24 protein-coding genes and 1 pseudogene are annotated in these 22,386 nt (G+C 61.6%); 10 read left to right on the top strand and 15 right to left on the bottom strand.

What is annotated here, in order from left to right; genetic code table 11:
- The first annotated feature begins 94 nt into the window (after window positions 1-94).
- The 5 genes from NKJ84_RS24260 to NKJ84_RS24240 all read left to right on the top strand — a co-directional run bounded on the left by NKJ84_RS24260 (window position 95) and on the right by NKJ84_RS24240 (window position 6,092).
- Entirely contained in the window at window positions 95-2,551 is a 2,457-nt protein-coding gene (locus NKJ84_RS24260; RefSeq protein ID WP_352508562.1) for a penicillin-binding protein 1A, read from the top strand.
- 166 nt (window positions 2,552-2,717) lie between these two features.
- Window positions 2,718-3,849 (top strand): peptide chain release factor 2 gene (gene prfB / locus NKJ84_RS24255; RefSeq protein ID WP_254817103.1). Its coding sequence is split into 2 segments (ribosomal slippage): window positions 2,718-2,783 and window positions 2,785-3,849, totalling 1,131 coding nucleotides; the frame shifts between segments, so codons are not numbered across the junction.
- Window positions 3,850-4,319: 470 nt separating this feature from the next.
- Entirely contained in the window at window positions 4,320-4,706 is a 387-nt protein-coding gene (locus NKJ84_RS24250; protein WP_352508561.1) for a hypothetical protein, read from the top strand.
- Between the two features lie 195 nt (window positions 4,707-4,901).
- Window positions 4,902-5,270 (top strand): GFA family protein, encoded by a 369-nt coding sequence (locus tag NKJ84_RS24245; protein WP_254817105.1) that lies wholly within the window; start codon window positions 4,902-4,904, stop codon window positions 5,268-5,270.
- A gap of 174 nt (window positions 5,271-5,444) precedes the next feature.
- Window positions 5,445-6,092, top strand: coding sequence for a YiaD family glycine zipper/OmpA-like lipoprotein (locus NKJ84_RS24240; protein WP_254817106.1), 648 nt, complete (start codon window positions 5,445-5,447; stop codon window positions 6,090-6,092).
- 90 nt (window positions 6,093-6,182) lie between these two features.
- Here the strand turns inward: NKJ84_RS24240 and NKJ84_RS24235 are convergent, their stop codons facing one another.
- Entirely contained in the window at window positions 6,183-6,455 is a 273-nt protein-coding gene (locus NKJ84_RS24235) for a DUF2798 domain-containing protein (RefSeq protein ID WP_352508560.1), read from the bottom strand.
- A 48-nt stretch (window positions 6,456-6,503) separates the two neighbouring features.
- A complete protein-coding gene (locus NKJ84_RS24230) occupies window positions 6,504-7,388 on the bottom strand; it encodes an NmrA/HSCARG family protein (RefSeq protein ID WP_352508559.1) in 885 nt (294 codons plus the stop codon).
- A 120-nt stretch (window positions 7,389-7,508) separates the two neighbouring features.
- On the opposite strand from NKJ84_RS24230, the gene NKJ84_RS24225 reads away from it, so the two are divergent.
- On the top strand, window positions 7,509-8,402 hold the full coding sequence (locus tag NKJ84_RS24225; protein WP_352508558.1) for a LysR family transcriptional regulator: 894 nt from the start codon (window positions 7,509-7,511) through the stop codon (window positions 8,400-8,402).
- Window positions 8,403-8,427: 25 nt separating this feature from the next.
- On the opposite strand, the gene NKJ84_RS24220 is transcribed toward NKJ84_RS24225, so the two are convergent.
- The gene (locus tag NKJ84_RS24220; RefSeq protein WP_352508587.1) at window positions 8,428-8,592 is read right to left on the bottom strand and encodes a YjiS-like domain-containing protein; all 165 of its coding nucleotides are present in this window, start codon (window positions 8,590-8,592) and stop codon (window positions 8,428-8,430) included.
- Between the two features lie 253 nt (window positions 8,593-8,845).
- On the opposite strand from NKJ84_RS24220, the pseudogene NKJ84_RS24215 reads away from it, so the two are divergent.
- Window positions 8,846-10,857 (top strand): annotated as a pseudogene (locus NKJ84_RS24215) (BTAD domain-containing putative transcriptional regulator).
- 45 nt (window positions 10,858-10,902) lie between these two features.
- Here NKJ84_RS24215 and NKJ84_RS24210 read toward each other — a convergent pair.
- Entirely contained in the window at window positions 10,903-12,498 is a 1,596-nt protein-coding gene (locus NKJ84_RS24210; RefSeq protein WP_352508557.1) for a DEAD/DEAH box helicase, read from the bottom strand.
- Between NKJ84_RS24210 and NKJ84_RS24205 the strand changes: the two genes are divergently transcribed.
- Both NKJ84_RS24205 and NKJ84_RS24200 read left to right on the top strand, forming a co-directional pair.
- Window positions 12,485-12,781 carry a hypothetical protein gene (locus tag NKJ84_RS24205; RefSeq protein ID WP_352508556.1) on the top strand — a complete coding sequence of 99 codons (297 nt, stop codon included), beginning with the start codon at window positions 12,485-12,487 and terminating at the stop codon, window positions 12,779-12,781. The two genes, NKJ84_RS24210 and NKJ84_RS24205, sit on opposite strands and share 14 nt — an antisense overlap.
- 68 nt (window positions 12,782-12,849) lie before the next feature.
- Window positions 12,850-13,506, top strand: a complete 657-nt coding sequence (locus NKJ84_RS24200) for an outer membrane protein (protein WP_352508555.1) — start codon at window positions 12,850-12,852, stop codon at window positions 13,504-13,506.
- Between the two features lie 73 nt (window positions 13,507-13,579).
- On the opposite strand, the gene NKJ84_RS24195 is transcribed toward NKJ84_RS24200, so the two are convergent.
- From NKJ84_RS24195 to NKJ84_RS24170, 6 genes are all read right to left on the bottom strand, one after another.
- Window positions 13,580-14,353: an NAD kinase gene (locus NKJ84_RS24195; protein WP_352508554.1), complete on the bottom strand. Its 774-nt coding sequence runs from the start codon at window positions 14,351-14,353 to the stop codon at window positions 13,580-13,582.
- Window positions 14,354-14,814: 461 nt separating this feature from the next.
- Window positions 14,815-15,573, bottom strand: coding sequence for an MBL fold metallo-hydrolase (locus tag NKJ84_RS24190; RefSeq protein WP_352508553.1), 759 nt, complete (start codon window positions 15,571-15,573; stop codon window positions 14,815-14,817).
- Window positions 15,574-15,575: 2 nt separating this feature from the next.
- Window positions 15,576-16,640: an ABC transporter ATP-binding protein gene (locus NKJ84_RS24185; protein WP_352508552.1), complete on the bottom strand. Its 1,065-nt coding sequence runs from the start codon at window positions 16,638-16,640 to the stop codon at window positions 15,576-15,578.
- Complete coding sequence (locus NKJ84_RS24180; RefSeq protein WP_352508551.1) at window positions 16,637-17,419, bottom strand: ABC transporter permease; 783 nt, start codon at window positions 17,417-17,419, stop codon at window positions 16,637-16,639. The genes NKJ84_RS24185 and NKJ84_RS24180 overlap by 4 nt, the downstream gene beginning before the upstream one ends.
- Before the next feature lie 2 nt (window positions 17,420-17,421).
- Window positions 17,422-18,264, bottom strand: coding sequence for an ABC transporter permease (locus NKJ84_RS24175; protein WP_502896212.1), 843 nt, complete (start codon window positions 18,262-18,264; stop codon window positions 17,422-17,424).
- Between the two features lie 13 nt (window positions 18,265-18,277).
- Entirely contained in the window at window positions 18,278-19,384 is a 1,107-nt protein-coding gene (locus tag NKJ84_RS24170) for a polyamine ABC transporter substrate-binding protein (RefSeq protein WP_352508550.1), read from the bottom strand.
- Window positions 19,385-19,475: 91 nt separating this feature from the next.
- On the opposite strand from NKJ84_RS24170, the gene NKJ84_RS24165 reads away from it, so the two are divergent.
- A complete protein-coding gene (locus NKJ84_RS24165; RefSeq protein WP_254817119.1) occupies window positions 19,476-20,090 on the top strand; it encodes a TetR/AcrR family transcriptional regulator in 615 nt (204 codons plus the stop codon).
- A gap of 55 nt (window positions 20,091-20,145) precedes the next feature.
- Here the strand turns inward: NKJ84_RS24165 and NKJ84_RS24160 are convergent, their stop codons facing one another.
- The 5 genes from NKJ84_RS24160 to NKJ84_RS24140 all read right to left on the bottom strand — a co-directional run.
- Window positions 20,146-20,400: a DUF2905 domain-containing protein gene (locus NKJ84_RS24160; protein ID WP_352508549.1), complete on the bottom strand. Its 255-nt coding sequence runs from the start codon at window positions 20,398-20,400 to the stop codon at window positions 20,146-20,148.
- A 207-nt stretch (window positions 20,401-20,607) separates the two neighbouring features.
- Window positions 20,608-20,979: a cupin domain-containing protein gene (locus NKJ84_RS24155; protein WP_352508548.1), complete on the bottom strand. Its 372-nt coding sequence runs from the start codon at window positions 20,977-20,979 to the stop codon at window positions 20,608-20,610.
- A gap of 134 nt (window positions 20,980-21,113) precedes the next feature.
- Entirely contained in the window at window positions 21,114-21,311 is a 198-nt protein-coding gene (locus NKJ84_RS24150; RefSeq protein ID WP_352508547.1) for a hypothetical protein, read from the bottom strand.
- 265 nt (window positions 21,312-21,576) lie between these two features.
- Window positions 21,577-21,975 carry a GFA family protein gene (locus tag NKJ84_RS24145; protein ID WP_352508546.1) on the bottom strand — a complete coding sequence of 133 codons (399 nt, stop codon included), beginning with the start codon at window positions 21,973-21,975 and terminating at the stop codon, window positions 21,577-21,579.
- A gap of 147 nt (window positions 21,976-22,122) precedes the next feature.
- Window positions 22,123-22,386: hypothetical protein (locus NKJ84_RS24140; protein ID WP_352508545.1), on the bottom strand; the 264-nt coding region annotated here is incomplete at its 5' end.

Genomic DNA, 22,386 nt, shown 5'->3' with positions numbered 1-22,386 from the left:
ATGGATTTTGCGATTACGGTTTGGGATCGTCCCGAAAGCTTGCGTGAAGGGCGGCTTCGTTTAGGAAATTCCCGAACCAAGGACTGGAGCGGGTATGATTCGTCTCATTGGCTATTTCTTCGGCATCGGCACGACGCTGGCCCTTTTGGTCGCGGCGGGCGTGGCGATCTATATCGGCCATTTGTCGAAGGACCTGCCCGATTATGAGGTGCTGGCCAAATACGAGCCGCCGGTGACGACCCGCATCCACGCGTCGGATGGCGCGCTGATGGCCGAATATGCGCGTGAGCGGCGGCTTTATCTGCCGATTCAGGCGATCCCGGATCGTGTCAAGGCGGCCTTCCTGTCGGCCGAGGACAAGAATTTTTACAATCACCCCGGCATCGACGTGACCGGCCTTGGCCGCGCCATTGTCGTCAACCTGCAGAATGTTGGCTCGGGAAAGCGCCAGGTCGGCGCCTCGACGATTACCCAGCAGGTGGCAAAAAACTTCCTGTTGTCTTCGGATCAGACCTACGAGCGTAAGATCAAGGAGATGATCCTCGCCTTCCGCATCGAGCAGGCCTATTCGAAGGATCGCATTCTCGAGCTCTATCTCAACGAGATTTTCTTCGGCTTCGGCGCCTATGGCGTCGCCGGTGCTGCACTCACCTATTTCGACAAATCGGTGAACGAGCTCACCGTTGCCGAAGCCGCCTATCTCGCCTCCCTGCCAAAGGGGCCGAACAACTACCATCCCTTCAAGCATGCCGATCGCGCCTTGGAGCGCCGCAACTGGGTCATCGACCAGATGGTCGAGAACGGCTACGTCACGCATGAAGAAGGCGAGAAGGCCAAGGCCGAGCCGCTCGGCGTCACGCCGCGCCGCACCGGCAACTATCTCTTCGCCGGGGAGTATTTCACCGAGGAAGTGCGTCGCCAGATCATCGCGCGCTATGGCGAGAATGCGCTCTACGAAGGCGGCCTTTCCGTCCGCACGACGCTCGATCCGAAGATGCAGCTGATTGCCCGCAAGGCCATGCAGAACGGTCTCATGAAGTTCGACACGTTGCGCGGCTACCGCGGGCCGGTCACGAGCATCGACATTTCCGGCGACTGGGGCGTGCCGCTCGGCAACGTCAAGCGATTGGAGGACGTGCCGGAATGGTCGCTCGCCGTCGTGCTCGACAGCTCTGCCACCGGCCTGTCCATCGGCCTGCAGCCGACGCGCCAGATCTCCGGTGAAATCGTCAAGGACCGCGTCGAAGGCACCGTCAGCAAGGAAGACATGAGCTTCGCCATGCGCCACGTCGTCGACGGCAGGACCGTCAAGGCGAAGTCGCCGGCCGACGTGCTGAAGCCGGGCGACGTGATTTTCGTGCAGAAGAACGAGGGCTCGGACAACAGCTACAGCTTGCGCCAGGTTCCCGAAGTGGAAGGCGGCCTGATCGCCATGGATCCGCATACCGGACGTGTCCTGGCCATGGTCGGCGGTTTCTCCTACGCGCAGTCGGAGTTCAACCGGGCGACGCAGGCCATGCGCCAGCCCGGATCGTCGTTCAAGCCGATCGTCTATTCGGCCGCCCTCGACAATGGCTATACGCCCGCCTCCGTGATCATGGACGGGCCGATCACCATCCAGAGCGGCAACACGACCTGGACGCCCAAGAATTACGACGGAACGGTTGCCGGCCCGGCGACCTTGCGCTCCGGTATCGAGAAATCGCGCAATCTGATGACGGTGCGGCTTGCCAACGACATGGGCATGAAGCTGGTCGTGGAGTATGCCGAGCGTTTCGGCGTCTACGACCATCTGGCGCCGTATCTGCCGATGGCGCTGGGATCAGGCGAGACGACGGTGATGCGCATGGTGTCGGCCTATTCGATCATGGCCAATGGCGGCAAGTCGATCAAGCCGTCGCTGATCGACCGCATCCAGGACCGCTACGGCAAGACCGTCTTTAGGCAGGACGAACGCGGATGCTCGAACTGCAACGCCGCCGAGTGGCAGAACCAGCCAGAGCCGGAGCTGGTCGACAATTCCGAGCAGGTGCTCGATCCGATGACCGCCTACCAGATCACATCGATGATGGAGGGCGTCGTGCAACGCGGCACCGGCGCCACCATCAACGAGCTCGGCCGTCACATCGCCGGCAAGACCGGAACGACCAACGACGAAAAGGATGCCTGGTTCATCGGCTATACGCCGAACCTCGTTGTCGGCCTTTATATGGGCTACGATCAGCCGAAAGGCCTTGGCAAGGGCGCGACCGGCGGCGGCCTCGCCGCGCCGATCTTCAAGGATTTCATGCGCGTGGCGCTGGACGGCACGCCCAATGTCGACTTCAAGGTTCCGGAAGGCATGAAGCTGATTGCGATCAATCGCAAGACCGGCATGCGAGCCAACGCGGGCGACGCCGGAACCATCATCGAAGCCTTCAAGCCGGGTACCGGTCCCGCCGACAGTTATTGGGTGATCGGCATGGGTGCGGACGGCTCCAACGCCACCGGCGGGGCGCTGTCGCCGCAGGCCAACCAGGCCATCCAGTCGGGCGGCGGCGGGCTCTACTGATAATCGCTGCATCGGGTCGGACCGGCTTGACGATGATGGTCGAGCCGGTCCATTCCGCTTTACAGGGGCCGGTACATTACAGGGCCGGCGCTTTACAGGAGACTGTGCCGTCCCTATGTATCGCGCCACCAAACCGCCATCCAGCAACAGGACAGAACAGCCAGCCATGCGCGCGGAAACGCAAAACATTGTCGACGAGATCAGGCAGGCAATCACCCTGCTGAGGAGGCATCTTTGACTGGGACCAAGCCATAAAGCGGCTTGAATACCTGAACGTCCGTGCCGAGGATTCGAGCCTCTGGAACGAGCCGCTGGAAGCGCAAAAGCTGATGCGCGAGCGTCAGGGCCTCGAGGAAGGCATTGCCGCGGTCAAAGGCCTCACCCAGGCCCTGGAAGACAATATCGGCCTCATCGAGCTTGGCGAGGAAGAGGGCGACGAGGGCGTCATCGCGGAGGCCGAAGCGGCGATCCGCTCGATGCGCGGCGAGGCCAAGGCGCGCCAGATCGAGACGCTGCTGTCGGGCGAGGCTGACGCCAACGATAGCTATCTGGAGGTCCATGCCGGCGCCGGCGGCACCGAAAGCCAGGACTGGGCCTCGATGCTTCTGCGCATGTATACGCGCTGGGCCGAGCGCCGGCGCTTCAAGGTCGAGGTGCTTGAAGTGCATGACGGCGAAGAAGCCGGCATCAAGTCCGCCACGCTGCTGATCAAGGGCCACAACGCCTATGGCTGGCTGAAGACGGAATCGGGCGTGCATCGTCTCGTGCGGATTTCGCCCTATGACAGCAATGCGCGCCGCCACACCTCCTTCGCCAGCGTCTGGGTCTATCCCGTCATCGACGATACGATCGACATCGACGTTTCCGAATCCGACGTCCGTATCGACACGTATCGGTCGTCGGGATCGGGCGGCCAGCACGTCAACACCACCGATTCGGCGGTGCGCATAACCCATCTCGCCACCGGTATCGCGGTTGCCTGCCAGGCCGAGCGCTCCCAGCACAAGAACAAGGCCAAGGCCTGGGAAATGCTGCGCTCGCGGCTTTACGAGGAAGAGCTGAAGAGGCGCGAAGCGGTGGCGAACGCCACCGAAGCGTCGAAGAGCGATATTGGCTGGGGCCACCAGATACGGTCCTACGTGCTGCAGCCCTATCAGCTGGTGAAAGATCTGCGCACCGGCGTCGAGAGCACCAGCCCGTCGAGCGTGCTCGACGGCGACCTCGACGATTTCATGGAAGCCTCGCTGTCGCAGCGGATCGAAGGTGGCGCCGGCGAAACGGTGGCCGATATCGACTGAGGCGCCGGGCACCAATCCGGCAGGAACGTGGGTTCATCACGCGAGCGTTACGGCCACCGCGCGAGAGTGACGAGCTCTCAATTCGCACTTACCTGTCGTTCTACAACTTTGTTTTTCATCGGATTCTTCAAGATCGATTTCCGCTTTTGACGCGGATGTCGCCGGCCGCCGGTGCCAAGCCTGGAACCAGCGCGAGCCAAATCCCGTTATTGGCGATCCCGTTGCCGGGCTTGACCAGGTTTCGTCAATCAGGGCGGCAGGTTGGTTCCGACTGCAGAGGTCGGCGTTCGGTTGCGACAGCAATTGCTTGCGCCAGCCAAGGAATCAGCCCAGCATTCATGCGCTGGGGAGGAAAAAGCATTTATGGCCGGACGCGGCGTATCTGCGACCTGACGATCCGGCCACTGGGAAGACACGTTCCGGGAACGGGCAAGCGAGATGCTTGACAACCGTTGATAGGAACTGCGCTCATGCCTGCTCTCACAACCAGACCGGCCTCAGTCGCCCGCACGGCGCGCCGACTCCTGAATTCACTTGTCGCGGCAGTGGTTTTGATTGCTGCCGCCATTCCATTTGCGGCGCCTGCTCTGGCGCATGATGCCAAACCGACCGCGGCCATGCCGCAAGGCTGGAGCTATCCGTTCTCCTGCTGCTCGGGCTATGATTGCCGCGAGGTCTCTCAGACATCGATCAGCGAACGTCCGGAGGGCTATGTCATCAAAGGAACCGGGGAGGTCGTGGCCTATAGCGACAAGCGGATCAAGAATTCGCCCGACGGCGAATATCATTGGTGCTCCGTTGCCGGTGCCAATGACGGAAAGACCATCTGCCTGTTCGTGCCGCCATCGTCCTATTAGCGCATGACGCCCAAAGCTTGCCGACGGGTGACCCGAGGGTGTGCGGCGGCTTTGGATCGATGAGCCTTCGATCGGCACTCCAGCACTGTTAACCTGTGCATCGCAGGCTCACAGGCCTGCTGACCGGCAGTTGTCAGGAGCGTTTCTTTATGCTGCCTTTGCCGTACGGGCGGCGGCATTGTGAGGGACCAATTCATGACCATCAAGGCAAGCTGCCACTGCAAGGCGACGACATTCGAGGTTTCGCAAGCGCCGCAGACAGTGACGCGATGCACCTGTTCCTTCTGTTCGAAACGCGGTTCGTTGTGGGCCTATTACACCCCATCGCAATTCAGACTCACCAGCCCGCCGGAGAATGTTTCGTTCTACCTGTGGGGATCGAAAACCATAAAACACGGTTTTTGCGCCACCTGCGGCTGTGGCACCTTCACCGAGACGCCGGACTGGTCGACAGGCGAGCCGAATTTCGACAATCCGAAGATCAGCGTGAACTCGCGGCTGTTCGACGATTTCGATCTCGACACGGTCGAAGTGGTGGTCATCGACGGCAAGAATCTCTGGTAGCCGGTCGAATTGCGGTGGTCGCACGAGCCGCCGCAGGCGTGTGGAATTGGGCCGGGAAAAGCCGCGGCAACGGCTTTTGCTGGTCCGCTTTTCGCCGCATTTCATGTTACAAGTCGCTGGAAGGGCTGATGCGGTGCGCCGTTGCGCGGCCGTGGAATGGAGAGGGACCACCATATGAAAAAGATTGTGCTCGCCGTCGTGGCGACGGCTGTGCTCGTGAGCGCATGCACCACCGATCCCTACACCGGGGAACAGAAGGTTTCCAACACCGCTGCCGGCGCCGGTCTCGGTGCTTTGGCGGGTGCCGGGCTCGGCATGCTAGCCGGCGGTAACGACCGCCGCAACGCGCTGATCGGCGCGGGCATCGGCGCGCTTGCCGGCGGTGCCATCGGTGCCACCATGGACCAGAACGAGGCCGAACTGCGCCGACAGCTTCAGGGCACCGGCGTCAGCGTCACCCGCACCGGCGACCAGATCATCCTCAATATGCCGTCCGACATTACCTTCAACGTCGACCAGGACGCGGTGAAGGCCGGTTTCTATCCGGTGCTGAATTCAGTGGCCCTTGTGCTGAAAAAGTTCCGCCAGACCACGGTCGACGTGTTCGGCCACACCGACTCGACCGGCAGCGACGAGCACAATTTCGACCTGTCGCAGCGCCGTGCTTTGGCGGTCGCCAACTATCTGTCCGGACAGGGCGTCGATTCCCGCCGCTTCGCCGTCACCGGCTTCGGCAAGACGCGTCCGATCGCCTCCAACGCGACCGCTGCCGGCCGGGCTCAGAACCGCCGCGTCGAGATCCAGCTGTCGCCGCTTACCTGAGGCAAGCGCACAAACCGGCAGCGGCCTCGCAAGGGGCCGCTCTAATGGCTAGGCCGGCCCTATGGCCGCCGGCACCCTTCATTCGTGATGTCAGGACCGGGCCGGTTGATCGACAATCGCGGCAACGATCCGGCGCACGATCGGAAGCACAATCAGCAGACTGGGAAACGCAACAAGCCATGAAGCGCCCCATGCATAGCTCCAGGCCGCTATAAACCCGTTGGTCCAGCCTGCGCCGATTGCCGTCGAAACCGCCGAGACAATCGACGACATCAGAATCGAAAGAACCAACGGCATCACCACCGCGCCGTAGGAGGGCGGCAGCTTTTTCAACTTGAAGGCTTGGTCCGGTGATGCTTGCATCGAAGTCTCCTAATCAGAAAATATGCGTAGGCGTTATTGTGAGGACGATCAGGCGGCATATGCCGTCTGCAGCGCCAGTTCCCGAATGAAGCTTCGCAGCGAACGCGGCTCGCGGCCAAGCACGGCACGCAACGTCAGGCTGTTCCCGCCGAGGCCGTATTTGGCGTAGTGGCTGTGTACTTTGGCCAGCATCTGCAACTGCCTGTCGGTATAGGGAAGGCGGGCCTTCGCCGCCCAGTCCTGAAATGTCGGCTCGCCCGCCGAAACCGGCCGGCCAAGCGCTTCGCTCATCATGGCGACGACCTCTTCGCGGCTGTGCATACCGTCGGCGCACAGCTCGAGGGTCGCATAGGACAAACGCGCTTCGGTCAATGCGATTGCCGCCACTTCAGCCACATCGCGATAGTCGACGCGGGCGAGCTTCGCCGTCCTTGGAAACGGCTCGGCGAAAACGCCGTGCTCGACGACGGACGGCCAGGCCGCCGCGATATTTTGCATGAAATTGGCCGGGTGCAGAATGGTGTATTCCATGTTCGTCGAATAGAGGGCAGCTTCGACGGGTACCTTGCTTGCATGGTTTTCCAGCCTCGTATTGGTCGGCTGGATCACCGACGAAAAGACGAACTTTCGAACGCCCGCTCGCGCCGCTGCCTCAACCATGGCAACCCCCATGGCGGCTTCGTCGGCAGCAAAGGCCGGTCCGATGTGAAAGACACCGTCGACACCTTTCACGGCCTGCTCAAGGCTCTGATGGTTGCGCAGATCTCCGATCGCGATCTCGGATGCGCCGGCTTTCCGGGCTTTTTCGGCACTCGCGGCGTCACGAACAAGCGCCCGAATCCTGGCATTGCGGCGGACGAGTTCAGGCACCACCAAACCGGCAACGCGGCCTGCGGCGCCTACGACCAGGACGGTTGGACTGGGTGTTCGCATGACGATCTCCTTCCCTCGAGTCTGCCTTTCGGCCTGTGCAGGGAAGATAAAATCTAGCGGACTGCGTTACAATTCATCGATTTTGCGATAGTTTATCCCGATTTTCGGGAGAAATAGGCGATGAGCCGGATAGACGATTTCGAAGCCTTCATTGCCATTGTCGAGCATGGCAGCCTGACGGCTGCCGCACGCCGGCTGAACCGTTCGCTGCAGTCGGTCAGCCGGTCCCTGGCGACATTGGAGGAATCGATCGGGGTCGAGCTTCTGCACAGGACCACACGCCGCTCGACGCCGAGCGAAGCCGGAGCGGCCTTTTTCCAGCGCATCAAACCCGCCGTCGAGGAGATTAACGAAGCCAGGCTTCAGGCGGCCAACCGACGATCCGAGCCGTCCGGCATCCTGCGCATGAGCGCCCCGGTTCTGTTCGGCCCGGACTTCCTCGTGCCGGTTATCGCCGACTATATGCGGACATATCCCCGGGTCGAGGTTGACCTCCAGCTTTCCGATGAATTTGTCGATCTCGATGCCGAGGGTCTCGATCTGGCGGTAAGGATCGGCAATTTGCCGGATTCCAATTTACGTGCGAAGCGCCTGGGCGCACTGCGGCGCGTGGTGTTCGGCGCACCTGCCTACTTCCAGCAACACGGCCGACCGGCCCATCCGCTCGAATTGCGCGAGCATGAATGCATCGTACGAACCGTTGACGGCCGCCCAGGCGAATGGATGTTTCAGATAGAAGGCAAGCCCCGGCCGGTGAAGGTCGCGGGCACCTTCCGGTCAAATTTGATGATATCGATCTATGCAGCCGCGGTTCACGGATTGGGTTTGGGCTACTCGCCGCTTTGGCAGGTAAAACACCTGGTGGACGACGGCCGCCTGGAACTGGCTCTGACCGAATTCGAGCCAGTGCCGGTGCCGATACACGCCGTGTGGCCGGAAGGCAGATCATCCTCGGCCAAAGTCCGCGCTTTTCTGGACCTGTTGGCATCCCGCCTGGAACTCAAGAACCTTTAGGCGCAGACCAAACTCAACGCCGAGCTTACCTCATTGACATCAAGTTCGTGACTAGAACAGCCGTGGCGGCATCGAGTGCGGGTTGATGGACCTCCGAATGACCGATGTCCTTCAACTGATCGGTCGTCAAATCTGCCAGTGCCCTCCGTCTTGCGGCGGTCCGCCGCCATCCCGTGAAGGCAGCGATCATCATTGCTGCGCCTTTCAGGCTAGACCCAAGCAAGCGTTTGGACATGCTGCGGGCGGCGCGAGTTTCCGAGTGAGCCATTGTTTTGGTCTCCCATTTCGAGTTTGCGCATGGGAGCGTGCCACGCAGACGTTTTCGGCCTGTTCGGCTGAGCGTGAACAACTGGGAGAAGTCCGACGAGCCGCCGTTAAATCGGTGTTAAATCGATCCACCGAGATGCTATTCTGTCGCCGCGGTCAAAGTCTGGAGACGATTTGTGCGCATCCGGTTGCTTGGTGGCCTGGAGGTTACTTCCCCGGAGCACCGGCCTGTCCGGTTCGCCACACGCAAGACTTCGCTCCTTTTTGCTGCCCTGGTTCTCGCGGGCCGCCGCGGCCATGGTCGCGAGCAGCTTTCCGAAGCCTTTTGGCCGGGGCGAAGCAACGGGCAGGCCCGCAATAGTTTGCGGCAAGCGCTAGTCGACATCAGGCGCACGTTCCCCGCCAGCTCGGATGCAGCCGTCTACATCTATGGGGATCAGGAAACCGTTGCACTTATTGCCGGTCCGGATGAGGCGGACATCTCGATCTTCGACAGGAAATTGGAGCAGGGCCGAACCGCCGATCTCGCCTTCGCCGCCGATCTCTACCGCGGCGAGCTGCTTGCCGGGCAAGCCATCCCTGACGAACTGGACGAGTGGTTTGGACCGTATCTGAGCAAGTATCAGCGCAAGGCGCTGCAATTGGTCGACCGGCTGAGCCTGGCGCTGCCCGCACCCGGCTCAGCCGAAAAGACGGCCTGCGAAGGGCTCGCGGAGAGATTGCTCGCCTCGGATCCGACGGCGGAGGCAGCCCATCGGGCGCTGATCCGCATCCACGCTCATCGAGGCCACGAAAACGCCGCCTTGCGTCAGTTCGAGCTGTGTCGGGCAGCTTTAAGGAAACATCTGAACGCCGAGCCTGAAGAGCAGACAAGCTCGCTGGCGGCTTCCCTGCAGTCCCGTGAACGACCTGAACATCAGCGGCCGGAGCCAAGCTCTGGCGCCGCATCACTGGCGCCGGTTCTGGCAGTCCCGACGAGGCGCGACGACCAGCCATCGATTGCGGTGCTGCCGTTTCAGAACCTAAGCGGTGATATCGAGCAGGAATATTTTGCCGACGGCATGGTGGAAGACATTGTCACCGCCTTGGCTCACTTTCGGCACCTGTTCGTAGTCGCACGGAATTCGAGCTTCACCTACAGGGGACGGTCCATAGACATAAAGCAGGTCGGGCGTGAGCTGGGCGTGCGCTATGTGGTCGAGGGAAGTGTTCGCCGGGCGGGCGACCGCCTGCGCATCGCCGGGCAGCTCATCGACACCTCGACGGAGGCCTATCTCTGGGCCGACCGTTTTGACGGGACGCTCGCCGAAGTCTTCGATCTGCAGGACCAGGTCGCCTCGAGTATTGTCGGTGCAATCACACCGAAAATGGAGGAGGCTGAGATCGAGCGTGCCAAACGCAAGCCGACAGAAAGCCTCACGCTTATGATTACTATCTCCGCGGGCTGGCGGCCTTTGACCGGACGATCACTAGTAGATCGGCCATCGACGATGCCTTGCGCCTCTTCATGAAAGCGATCGACCGTGACCGGGAGTTTGCCGCAGCCTATGCGCGGGCGGCGCGGTGCTACGCCACCCGAAAAAGCAACGGCTGGATGGTCGACCGCGCGAAAGAGAATGCCGAGGCTACTCGACTGGCCAGGAGAGCGGTCGAACTCGGAAGGGACGATGCGATTGCGCTTTCCTTCGGTGGATACGTCCTCGGCTACGTAGGTGGCGACCTTGACGACAGTGCGGCTTGCATCGATCGCGCGCTCGTTCTCAACCCGAATCTAGCGGCCGCGTGGGGCCTAAGCAGCTGGGTCAAGGCTTGCTCTGGCGAGCCAGGCAAGGCCGTCGAGCACGCCGCGCTTGCCATGCGCCTAAGCCCATTGGATCCACGTCTGTTCGCTTGGCAATTCAACACCGGGCTCGCTCATTTTTGTGCCGGCCACTACGATGACGCCGCCGCTTGGGCGGGAAAGTCGCTACGGTACCAACCGAACTGCGTGAGCGCGATGCGTGTAGTGGCGGCGAGTCATGCCCTGGCGGGGCGCCTGTCGGAAGCGCAGCAGATTATGGCCCGGGTCTGCGAGGTCGATCCCTCGCTGCGGCTCTCGAATCTCGCCGAGGTGCTGCCGCCGTTTTATCGACCGGACGATCGCAGCAGATATATCGAAGGTCTTCGCAAGGCGGGCCTGCCGGACTGACTGGCGGCAACGCTTCGCGCGGCCATGGGACGCGCAAGCTGGATATCAGACCTTGGCGACGATCCGCATGAAGGCCGGCATGTCGTCGCCGAAGCCGACGGTCGCGTCGTTGTCTTCCTGGCGCTGGCGGGCAGGGCGCTCGCGCTGCGGCCTGGTGTCGCCACGTTCCGGCGCGCGCCGTTCGTTGCGATCGGGCGAAGCCTTCCGTTCAGGTGAAGCCTGGCGCTCGCTGTTTTCCGAGCGGATCGCCTCCTTGCGGGTACGCCGCTCGCCGATGTCGGCGACTGCGGCTTCGGCCACGACCGGCTGTTCCTCGCTAACCGCTCCCGGCTCTGCTTCTTCGCTGCGCTTGGCGTGGCGTTCACGCGGCTTGCGCTCGCCCCTGTCCTTGGCGTCGTCCTTGCGCCCGGCGCGGCGTGGCGCACCACGGCCACGGCGCGGGGCCTCGTCCTCGCCGCCCTCGCTGGCGACGACTGTCGACAGGTCGCCGTCATGCCACTCGATCTTGGTGCCGATCAGCCGTTCGATGGCGTCGATGTATTTGGTGTCCGATTTGGTCGCGATGGTGAAGGATTTGCCCGAGCGTCCGGCGCGGCCGGTGCGGCCGATGCGGTGGACATAATCCTCGGCGTGGATCGGCACGTCGTAGTTGAAGACATGGCTGACGTCGGGAATGTCGAGGCCGCGCGCCGCGACGTCCGAAGCGACGAGGTAGCGCAGCTTGCCGTCACGGAAATTGGCCAGCATCTGCATGCGCGCGCGCTGGTCCATGTCGCCGTGCAGAGCGCCGGCGTCGAAATCATATTTCAGTAGTGAGCGGAACAGCTCCGACACTTCGATCTTGCGGTTGCAGAAGATAATGGCGTTCTTCAGCTCGGCATCCTCGGCCTTCATCAGATTGCGCAGCGTCTCGCGCTTGTCCCAGGGTTTTGGCCCGGATTTCACCAGCCGCTGGGTGATGTTGGTGGCGGCCGATGCTGCCTTCGACACTTCGACGCGCACCGGCGCGTGCAGGAATTTCTCGGTGAGCTTGGTGATTTCCGGTGGCATCGTCGCCGAGAAGAACAGCGTTTGCCTGGTGAACGGGATCATTTCGCAGATGCGCTCGATATCGGGGATAAAGCCCATGTCGAGCATGCGGTCGGCCTCGTCGATGACGAGGATCTCGACGCCGTTGAGCAGGAGCTTGCCGCGTTCGCGATGGTCGAGCAGGCGGCCTGGCGTCGCGATCAGCACGTCGGCGCCGCGCTCGAGCTTCTTGTCCTGCTCGTCGAAGGACACGCCGCCGATCAGCAGCGCGATGTTGAGCTTGTGGTTCTTGCCGTATTTGACGAAGTTTTCCTCGACCTGCGCGGCGAGCTCGCGCGTCGGCTCGAGGATCAGCGTGCGCGGCATGCGGGCGCGGGCGCGGCCCTTTTCCAGCCGGGTGAGCATCGGCAGGACAAAGGACGCCGTCTTGCCGGTGCCGGTCTGGGCAATGCCTAGCACGTCCTTGCCGAGCAAGGCGTGCGGGATAGCACCAGCCTGGATCGGCGTCGGCTCGGTGTAGCCGGCATCGGTAACTGCGGAAAGGACCTTCGGCGACAGGCCGAGGTCTGCGAAGGTCAACGCTTCTTGAGCGATCTGGGTGTCTGAGGACAAGTTTGGCGGTCTTTGGCTGGTTCGGGGGCGCAACGTAAGCAGTCGCGGCAAGCGCCGCGCGCCTGCAAGATTGGTATTGCAGGTAGGCGCAAGCCCACGATTTGTCAACACAAACGGGCGGCATTGGCACGATTGTGAAGTCGTAACCTTAATCGCGATGGTTACCGCATCGCCGATGCCGACTTTCCAGGAAGGCAACAGTTTTTTCCGCACCAGCGCAAGTGTTGCGGATCAGCAACGCCTTGCTGCATTCATCCCGATTGCACGGCAAAATTGCATTTAGGATTTGAGTTGGAGCAGAAACCTTGACACGAATGATTCATCCATTTTTCTTAGTCGAGGGGCCACATCATGAAAAAAATTCTTCTCTCTGCCGCATTTGTGGCACTTGCCTTGATGCCGGCGATGGCGGCCGACGTCGTGGAGTTGCCGGTTGCGTCAACATACAACTGGACGGGCTTTTATTTAGGCGCGCATGTCGGCGGCGGCAAAAGCAAGGTGGACTGGGAATATAGCCGCAACGGGGCGACGGCTGATCACGATGGCAGCGGTGCTCTAGGCGGCGTTCAGGCCGGCTACAATTTCCAGAGCGGAAATATAGTCTATGGTATCGAGGCGGATATCGCGGCCGCCAAGATCGATGGGGACACATCTTGCCCAAACCCAGCCTACACTTGCGAGTCCGATGTAAAGATGCTCGGTTCGTTGCGGGGTCGAATTGGCTACACGATGGACAGGCTGCTGATTTACGGTACCGGTGGTCTCGGCTATGGAACCATAGAGATTGGCACCAGTGGTCCCGTCGGGACGAACGATACCACGAAGACCAAAGCAGGCTGGACGCTGGGTGCGGGCCTGGAATATGCCTTTAATGATCACTGGTCGCTCAAGGGCGAATACAAGTATTTCGATCTAGGCAAGGGCGATTATACGGTCGACGGCGGCGAGAATGTCGAGGCAAAGGTCCGGATACACACCGGAGTTGTCGGCCTGAACTACAAGTTCTAATCGTAAGGATCGGTTGCGGCGAGACTTTGTGTTGCACTGGACCCGGCCTCGTGCCGGGTTTTACTTTTGTCGTTTAATACCTGAACTGTTCGGCGAGAATGCGCTCGTTCCACGAATGGTTGGGATCGAACAGCAGCGTCGCCGTTGCCGTCGGCGATTCCCTTACCGTGACCGTCGTCACCGCCTTGACCTCGGTGTGGTCGGCGGCGGCGTTCACCGGCCGCTTTTCCGGCTCCAGAATGTCGAAACGCACACTCGCCTTGTTGGAGAGCAGCGCGCCGCGCCAGCGGCGCGGACGAAACGGGCTGACCGGAGTCAGCGCCAGCAGCGGAGCGTCGAGCGGCAGGATCGGCCCGTGCGCGGACAGATTGTATGCGGTCGAGCCGGCCGGCGTCGCAATCATCACGCCGTCGCAGTGCAATTCCTCCAGCCGCTCTTGCCCATCCACGGTGATGCGGATCTTGGCGGTCTGGTAGGACTGGCGCCAAAGCGCGACCTCGTTGATCGCCAGCGCCGAAATCGTCTCGCCCTCCGCCGTAACTGCCTGCATCTCCAGCGGGCGGATCGTTTCGGCAATGGCCGCCGCGATGCGCCCGGTCAAGCCGCTGGCGCGGTATTCGTTCATCAGGAAACCGATGGTGCCACGGTTCATGCCGTAGACCTTCTTTCCCGTGCTCATCGTCTCACGCAGGGTCTGCAGCAGAAAGCCGTCGCCGCCGAGCGCCACGACGATCCCGGCTTCTTCGACGGATGCCTGGCCGTAACGCGCAGAAAGGCTTTCCAGCGCCGCATTGGCGTCGGCTGTACCGGATGAGACGAAGGCGAAACGGTTGGCGGTTTTGCTCATGGCTCTCAACGACAACCGATTGGCGACGACCGTTTGGCGACCGATTGGCGGCGACCGGTTGCTGGGCCGCGCCAGCGCCGGGTTAGCATGGGTGGGCATTTCTGCAAAGGGCGGGAGGTGTCTTGATATGGCGGCCGAACATGGCGCACTCGCGCATCGTGTCGGAGGACAAAATGATGTGATGGTTAAGGCCCGCCTTAAGCCCTCGTAAAGCCGGATCGATCATGTTAGCCGGCAGCGGACGGGCGGCGTGGGGGCTAACCAGTCGAGGCCGATCTATTGCCGCTGGCACGCTTGATTATCGTCTTCCTGATGCTGGCAAGTTTTGCCCTGGCTTTCGCGGAACTGGTGCGCCAGTCGGAAGAGAAGAGTTTTAGACCGCAGCCCACCGCCTCACGCTGCGGCGACGCGGCGGGGACACCCTGTCCGCAAAGGGCGCTTTGACGTTACTACGCTGGTCCTTAACGGGCGAGCAGATGACAGCCGGCCTGGCGCTTTTGCGCGAGATACTCGTCGACAAGCTGGCGATAGCGGACTCTCCCGAAGCTCGGGAAATGGCCGCCATGCACGACCGAGACATCGAAATCGCGCAGGCGCAGCAGCGTTTCGACATAGTCGTCGATATCGGAGTGATAGACGTCGTCGATCAGCGGGCCGTCATAGATGATGTCGCCGGAAAACAGGATGCCCGTCCTGTTTTCGTAGAGCGCAACGCCGCCGGGTGAATGACCGGGCGTGTGGATCACCTCGAAGGCACGGTCGCCGAGATCGAGGATATCGCCTTGCTCGAGCAACCGGTCGGCCGGTGCGGGCAGGATCCGGTAGCGCTTCGTGTCCCAGCCTTGCGGCATGCCGTCGAACATCTCGTCGGTGGCATAGCGGTCGGCAACCGTCCATTCGTTGCGCGGGTCGGCGAGGATCCCGGCCTCGGCCGGGTGCACGCAGCGGTCGGGAAATTCGTGATGGCAGCCGATATGGTCGAAATGCGTGTGGCTGGCCACGCAGGTGAGCTTGCGCTCCGTCAGCAGCGGCACGTGGCGCCGCAAGCTGAAATGGCCGAGGCCGGTGTCGAACAGAAGATCGCTGTCGCGGCCGCGCACATGCCAGATGTTGCAGCGGAAGAACGGCTTGATCCACGGCTCGTGGATCAGCGTCACGTCATCTCCCATGCGGATCGTTTCGTACCAGTGGCCGGCGTCGATGGTTGGAAGCGTGCTCATGTTCAGTCCGCAAGCAGGATGATGTCGCCAGCATCGCACGATACCGCGACCACGTCGCCCGGCTGGACGGCCGATGCCGAGGGAACCTTGGCGATGAAATGCAGCGCCGGGTCGGTCGCGGAGGTCCCCAGAACACGCTTGAAGCTGCCCTGAAAGACGACATCGCTCACCTTGACCGTGCCAAGCGCCACGCCGCCACTGGTTGCGCCGAGGATAAGATGCTCCGGCCGGACGGCCAGCGCAACGGTCGAGCCGGCCGGCAATGTGCCAGGCACGGAGAGCGACCCAAGCTTCGTGGTGACGGTGAGCTTGCCGCTCTTCGCCTCCGTCACCGTTCCCGATATCAGCGTGCTTTCGCCCATGAAGGTCGCGGAAAAGCGCGTCGCCGGCCGTGCATAGACACGCTCGGGCGGTCCTTCGTCCTCGATGCGCCCGTCATTCATCACCACGCAATGATCGGCCAGCGCCATCGCCTCTTCCTGGTCGTGGGTGACGTGGATGAAGGCGGTGCCGACGCGTTTCTGGATCGCCTTCAACTCGTCCTGCATCTGCCGGCGCAATTTCAGGTCGAGCGCGCCGAGCGGCTCGTCGAGCAACAGCACCGCCGGCTCGACCACCAGGGCGCGCGCCAGCGCCACGCGCTGCCGCTGGCCGCCGGAAAGCTGATGCGGCTTCTTGTCGAAGGCGGTGGCGAGGCCAACCAGCGCCAGCGCCTCGCGTGCCCTTGCTGCCCGGGTTGCGCCATCGACACCCTGCATGCGCAGACCGAAGCCGACGTTGCTGCCGACGCTCATGTGCGGGAACAGCGCATAATCCTGGAACACGGTCGTCGTCGGCCGCTTCGCCGGTGGCACTGCGGTGCAGTCCTCGCCGCGGATCAGCACCTTGCCTTCGCTCGGTGTGACGAAGCCGCCGAGGATGGACAGAAGCGTCGTCTTGCCGGAGCCGGATGGCCCGAGCAGGATCGTGTAGCTGCCCGGCTCGATCGTCAGCGAGACGTTCTTCAGCACGGTGAGCTGGCCGAAGCGATGCGAGACCGAGCTTATATCGACCAGTGGCGCACTCATGCCGGCTTCCTCCGCAACAGCATCAGCTCGAACAATACCACCAGTACGATGGAGACGGCGAAGACCAGCGAGCCGACGGCGTTGGTCTTGGGATTGAGGCCGGAGCGCAGCAGGTTCCAGATCTCGACCGGCAGCGTCGTGTCGAAGCGCGTCAGCAGGAACGAGATGACGAATTCGTCCCAGGAGAAGGTCATCGACAGGAAGAAGCCGGCGAAGATCGCCGGCGCCATAACGGGTACGGTAATCAAAAGCAGCACCTTCCATTCGGCGGCGCCGAGATCGCGCGCGGCGCGCTCGATATTGATCTGGTGGTCGCCCATCTGGCTGTAGATGATGGCAAAGCAGAGCGGCAGGTTGATCACGACATGGCCGATGCCGGCGGCAAGTAGCGATTTCGGTATGCCGGTCCAGTTGAACAGCACCAGCAGCCCCATGCCGATGATGAGATAGCTGACGGTCAAGGGCAAGGTGATCAGCCCGCGCATCAGGCCCGAGCCCGGCAAGGCGAAGCGCGCAAAACCCCAGGCGGAGAGAAAGCCGAGCGTGACGGCGACAGCCGAGGAGACGACCGCCACCAGCAGCGAATTGACCAGCGCCGAAGTCAGCCGCGTGTCGGCGAGCACGGCCTCGTACCAGCGCAGCGACGGCCCGGTGAAGGGCGGGATCGGAAACGAGGTTGCCTGCAGCGAAAACAGCACCAGAACGACGACCGGCAGAAATATGAAGCCGTAGATTGCGATGGCGTAAAGGCCGGAGACGAGGCGGATGAAAGCGCGCATGGTCAGGCCCGCTCGATCTTCAGCCAGCGGGCGCAGGCGAGGTAGGCGATGGTGACCACCGCCATCAGGATGATCGACAGCGCCGAGGCGAGCGGAAAGTCGCCGCGCCGGCCGATCTGCATCATGACGAGCTGCGGCATCAAAAGCTCGTTGTTGCCGCCGAGGATCTGCGGCGTGATGTAGTCGCCGATGCACAGCACAAAGGTGAGGAAGGCACCGACCATGATGCCAGGCAAGGTCAGCGGCAGAACGACATGCAGGAAAGTCCGCAGCGGCCCGGCGCCGAGGTCGGCGGCGGCCTTGCGGTAGCTGGGGCTGAGCTGCTTCAGATTGGCGAAGATCGTCAGCGTCAACAGCATGACGAAGAAATGCACGAAGCCGGTGATGGTGGCCAAACGCGTATTGGCGAGTTGCAGCGGTTCGCCGAACAGGCCGGAGCCGGTCAACGCGCGGTTGACGACGCCGTTCTGTGCCAGCACCAGCAGCCACGAATAGGAGCGCACGACATAGGAGGTCCAGAAGGGCAGCACCGCCAGCATCAGCGCCAGCCGCTGCCAGCGCTCCGGCACCTGTTCGGCCAGAATCCAGGCAAAGGGATAGGCAAGCAGCACCGAGATAATGGTGACGATCGCTGTGACCTGTAGCGAGTTCACCATCGCCTGCCAGTAGGACTGATTGGCAAAGAATTGGCTGTAGTTGGACAGCGTGAAGCCGCCGCCTTCGTGCGCCGTCAGGCTAGATACCGCCATGGCGACGAAGGGCAGCACGAAGAACAGCAACGTCCAGCCGAGCGCCGGCGTGACCAGCGCCCAGGGCAGGGCGCGCCCGCTGTTGGCGGCGTTCACGACCGGCAGCCGGTCATTGCGCCTGCAGCATTTCGGTCCAGACGTCCTGCATCTTCTTGTCGAGATCGGCATTCGGCGCCGGATAGGCCTGGGCGCGGGCGAGGAATTCCGGCTGCTCGTCGAAGCGCAGGATCTTCTTCTGCTCGTCGCTCAGGGCCGCCTTGCTGTTGGCCGGCATGCCCCAATAGCAGGACGAGGTGGCGAGCCGCGCCTGCCCTTCGGGGCTCATAATGTACTGGATGAATTTAAGCGCCAGATCCTTGTTCTTGGAATCCTTGAACATTGCCAGCGACTGCGACCACAGCACCGCGCCTTCTTTCGGAATAGAGAAGTCGAGGGCAGGGTTTTCCTTGGCCAGCCCAGCCGTCACCCATTCGCCGCCGCCGACCAGTATGTCGACCTCGCCTGTCGCCAGCGCCGTCTGGCTGGCGGTCACTTCGCCGACCAGCTTGGCGTTGGCCTTCATTTTGAGCAGCTCTTCCTTGATGGCGGGAAGGTCAGCTTCGGTCAGTTCCGCAGTCTTCTTACCGATCGCCAGTGCGGCCATGCCGATGACCGGCAGGTAATAATCGTAGATGGCGATCTTGCCCTTGTATTTGTCGCCGGTCAGCGCGGCAAGCGACTGCATGTCGGCCGGGTCGACCTTGGTCTTGTTGTAGCCGATCGTGTTGTAGCCGAACTTTTCGGTGATGCCGTAACGCTTGCCGTCGACGACGGTGGAGCTATCCATCTTCACCTGCGGAAACAGATCGGCCAACGGCAGCTTATCTTCCGGTAGCGGTTCGAACAGGCCTTTTTCGACGCCCCGCGGTATGTCGATGCTGTCGATCACCATCACGTCCCAGTCGCCCGGCTGCGACTGTTCGACGATGGCCAGGCCGGCGCCGGTGCCTTCGAACTCCTTGACATTGACCTTGACGCCGTTCGCCTCCTCGAACGGCTGCAACAGCGCCGGATCGGCGTGATCGCACCAGATCAGCGCGTTGAGGTCCTGCGCCTGAGCGAGGCTGCCAGCCGCCAGCAGCAGTGCTGCGGCGGCGCACGCGCCTTGGAGATAGCTCTTCAGAAAAGAAAGCGGATTCCTGACGGTTGGATTGGGGGTCTTTGGATTGACGGACATCGAGTGTTCTCCCTTGCCTTTTTGGCTTGTAGCAAAAAATTGAACCAATTCTAAAATTGAGTCAATTCTGTTTTTGTGGCAAACAGCCGCTATGAGCGGATTGCGGGCAAGGCAGAAGGCGGATCGGCACCGCCGCATCATCGAGGCGGCGGCGGCGCTTTTCCGCGATGCCGGCTATGAAGGCGCTAAGATCGAAACTATCGCCGCGCAGGCCGAAGTCTCGGTCGGCACGATCTACAACTACTACCAGAACAAGGGCGACATCCTCGGCGCGATCGTTTCGATGGAGGTCAACGAGGTGCTGAATGCCGGGCGCGGCGTCGTCGCCAACCCGCCAGCCAATGTCGGCGACGCTCTCGATACGCTGCTCGGCATCTATATCGAACATTCGCTGCATTATCTCAGCAAGGAGATGTGGCGGCAGGCGATGGCGATCTCGACGCAACTGCCGGACAGCCCGTTCGGCCAGGCCTACACGGCGCTCGACCGGGCACTGACCGAGCAGATTCGCGCGCTGATCGCCAGGCTACAGGCGCTCGGCCTGGTGCGCCGCGACATCGATGGTCCCGCACTCGGCGAACTCATCTTCAACAACATGAACATGATGTTCATCGAGTTCGTGAAGCGCGAGGAGGCGAGGATTGCAGAATTGCGCACGGCGATACGCAGGCAGAACCGGATATTGGTGGCGGCGATTGGGGTGTAAGACGATCAAGGGCGAGTAGGACCAGCAACACAAATCGCCGCAGCCGGAGTATCGCCTAACGGTTGATCAGCCATAGAATGGCCGAGAGCACGATGCTGACCAGTATCGCCGTGGTGATAGGGACATAAAGCCTGAAGTTCTCACGCTCGATCACGATATCGCCGGGCAGCCTGCCAAGGCCGGAGCGGGCCAACCAAGGCCACAGCAGGCCTATGGCGACTATGCTGAGACCAACGACGATCAGAGTTCGCGACATGGCATCCTGCCGGAAAGTGTCGTGCCAGAAATATAGTGTTGACGGATCTTGCAAGCAGCGCTCCACTCGATATTGCCTCTTGAGTTGAGATTGAAATCTGCTACAACCTTAACGGGCATCAAGGGAGGGATTGGATGCGGATTTCCATCTGGCATTGGGCTATACTGCTGCTGCTGATCGGCGTGCCCGTTTTCTTTGCCGTTCGGTCAGCCGCAAAGCCATTACAGGATCCTTCGGCTCTCGTCGGTTTTGGAGGCTGGCTTATGCTGCTGGCGATTGGACAGTGCTTGGCACCTTTCCGCACGCTGGCTGAGCTGTTCTCTTCGAGCGGGGGCTATCGACAGCTAATGACGCTCCCCAACGCCAATCATGTGCGACGCCTGCTTCGACCGTGGCGGATTGGCCGGGCCCCAGGGACAAAGTCTTCCCGGCCATGCGAGCGTCGAGCCGGCCGCCGAGGACGGCAAACCGCTCCGTCAGGTTCGGGTGGTAGTGCTCGCCCACCACTGCGGCTCCCGGTCGGGCGGTCAGATGAGCGATGCCAGGTCCCTGGCCGCGGTCTTCGGTGCCACGCAGGATGACCGCATATTCGCCGGTCACCTTGTTCTCGTAGACATCTCCACAGCGTGACATGGATCAGCTCCGGGTTTCAGAGCACCGCTGCCGGCAAGCTTACGGTTAACGGGTTGGCGGTTCAACGACCGCTCGAACGAGCGATTGCGGAAACACTAGTTGCCGGCTCTTCGTCAACGCGGGCGATCAGCGCTCTATCGGACATGCTTAGGCGGGCGCGCTCGCGGAAACGGCACGACCGTCAGTGGCGCCTTGCGGAATTCCGCGATGGCTATTTCTTCAATCAGCGCGTCGAGGGCCTGGTTGACGCGTTGGCTCGTTTCATCCGCGCCGCAGAGGCGCTTTTGTGCGCACTCCAAAAGCTCGCGCGCCGCGGCGAAATCACTACGCATGACAACACCTTTGGTTTTTGGCCCGCCGCACGGGCATTGTCGGCGCGCTTAATTGAGCGAGTGCTAATATACACTGGAGCAATTTAATCGAATGCTGTTAAGTGGCCGTCGGGAGGCGGGACGAACCTATGGCCCAGCAAAAAGCAAGACAGGAATGAGCTCGGCGTCTCCTGGTAGGAGATGCTTGAGCCTGTTCTGGTTCAGGCTAAGCCGGCAATTTCACGGGAACTTTCTGGCGATCCCGACGCTCCCGGTACGTACCGTCCTAATCTTTCGTATAGTCAGGCCCAAAACGAGTCGGTAGATTGTCGGCGAGTTTCAACCAAGGGAGCTTCTCCTCAAAAGCGACATGCAGCGTAGGTGCAAATTTTTCTGGCTCCTCCATCGCCGCCGCAAAAAAATGCATGACATCAGACATGTTCTTTGAGCGGAAGGACAGCGGCGTACCACAGTGATCGCAAAATGTTCTTTCCACACCGGGAGAAGAGTTGAATACCTTCGGTAGCTTGCCCAGCCATCGCCATTGGCCGTTCAAGACGCCAATATAGGTGGTCATCGGCGCAGAACATTGCCGCCGACAACTTTCACAATGACAGACCACGCAGGCCTGTGCCGGGCCATCGACTTCAAAGGCAATAGCGCCGCATAAGCAATGACCACGCATGCAAATACTCCTCGAGTCAACAAGGACAGCTTCATGCCTGGGCGTGAGGGAGGCGCCATGAAATGCGCCGAGCTGGCGCCCAATTCCGACATTCGGCGCTGGCGATTGTCCTCGCCCGCGCGAGGCGTTGCCTCCAAGCTGCCTTCACTATCGCCTTTGCGGCATATTGAAATGTTCGTAGAGTTTCTCCGCCAGGCCGCTGGCGCCAAAGCCCGTCAATACCGATGAAAGTGCCAGCGGCGCCTTCTTGTCGAGCATGGCTTTGGCGATCATCAGATCGTCGCTTCGCTTATGAGTCCTCAGCCTAACACTACTTTGGCAGATTTTTAGCGGAGAGGGTTCTGCGGCAGTGGGGACAACGGATTGGGGGCGGCTGCGCGAGCGCGGTGAGGATGGCTTGCCTGACGGCGG

This window comes from Mesorhizobium sp. M0048 (assembly GCF_040323405.1).
Taxonomy (GTDB): domain Bacteria; phylum Pseudomonadota; class Alphaproteobacteria; order Rhizobiales; family Rhizobiaceae; genus Mesorhizobium.
The sequence above is the reverse complement of the archived record's forward strand: the minus strand, read 5'-3'. Positions and strand labels throughout refer to the sequence as shown.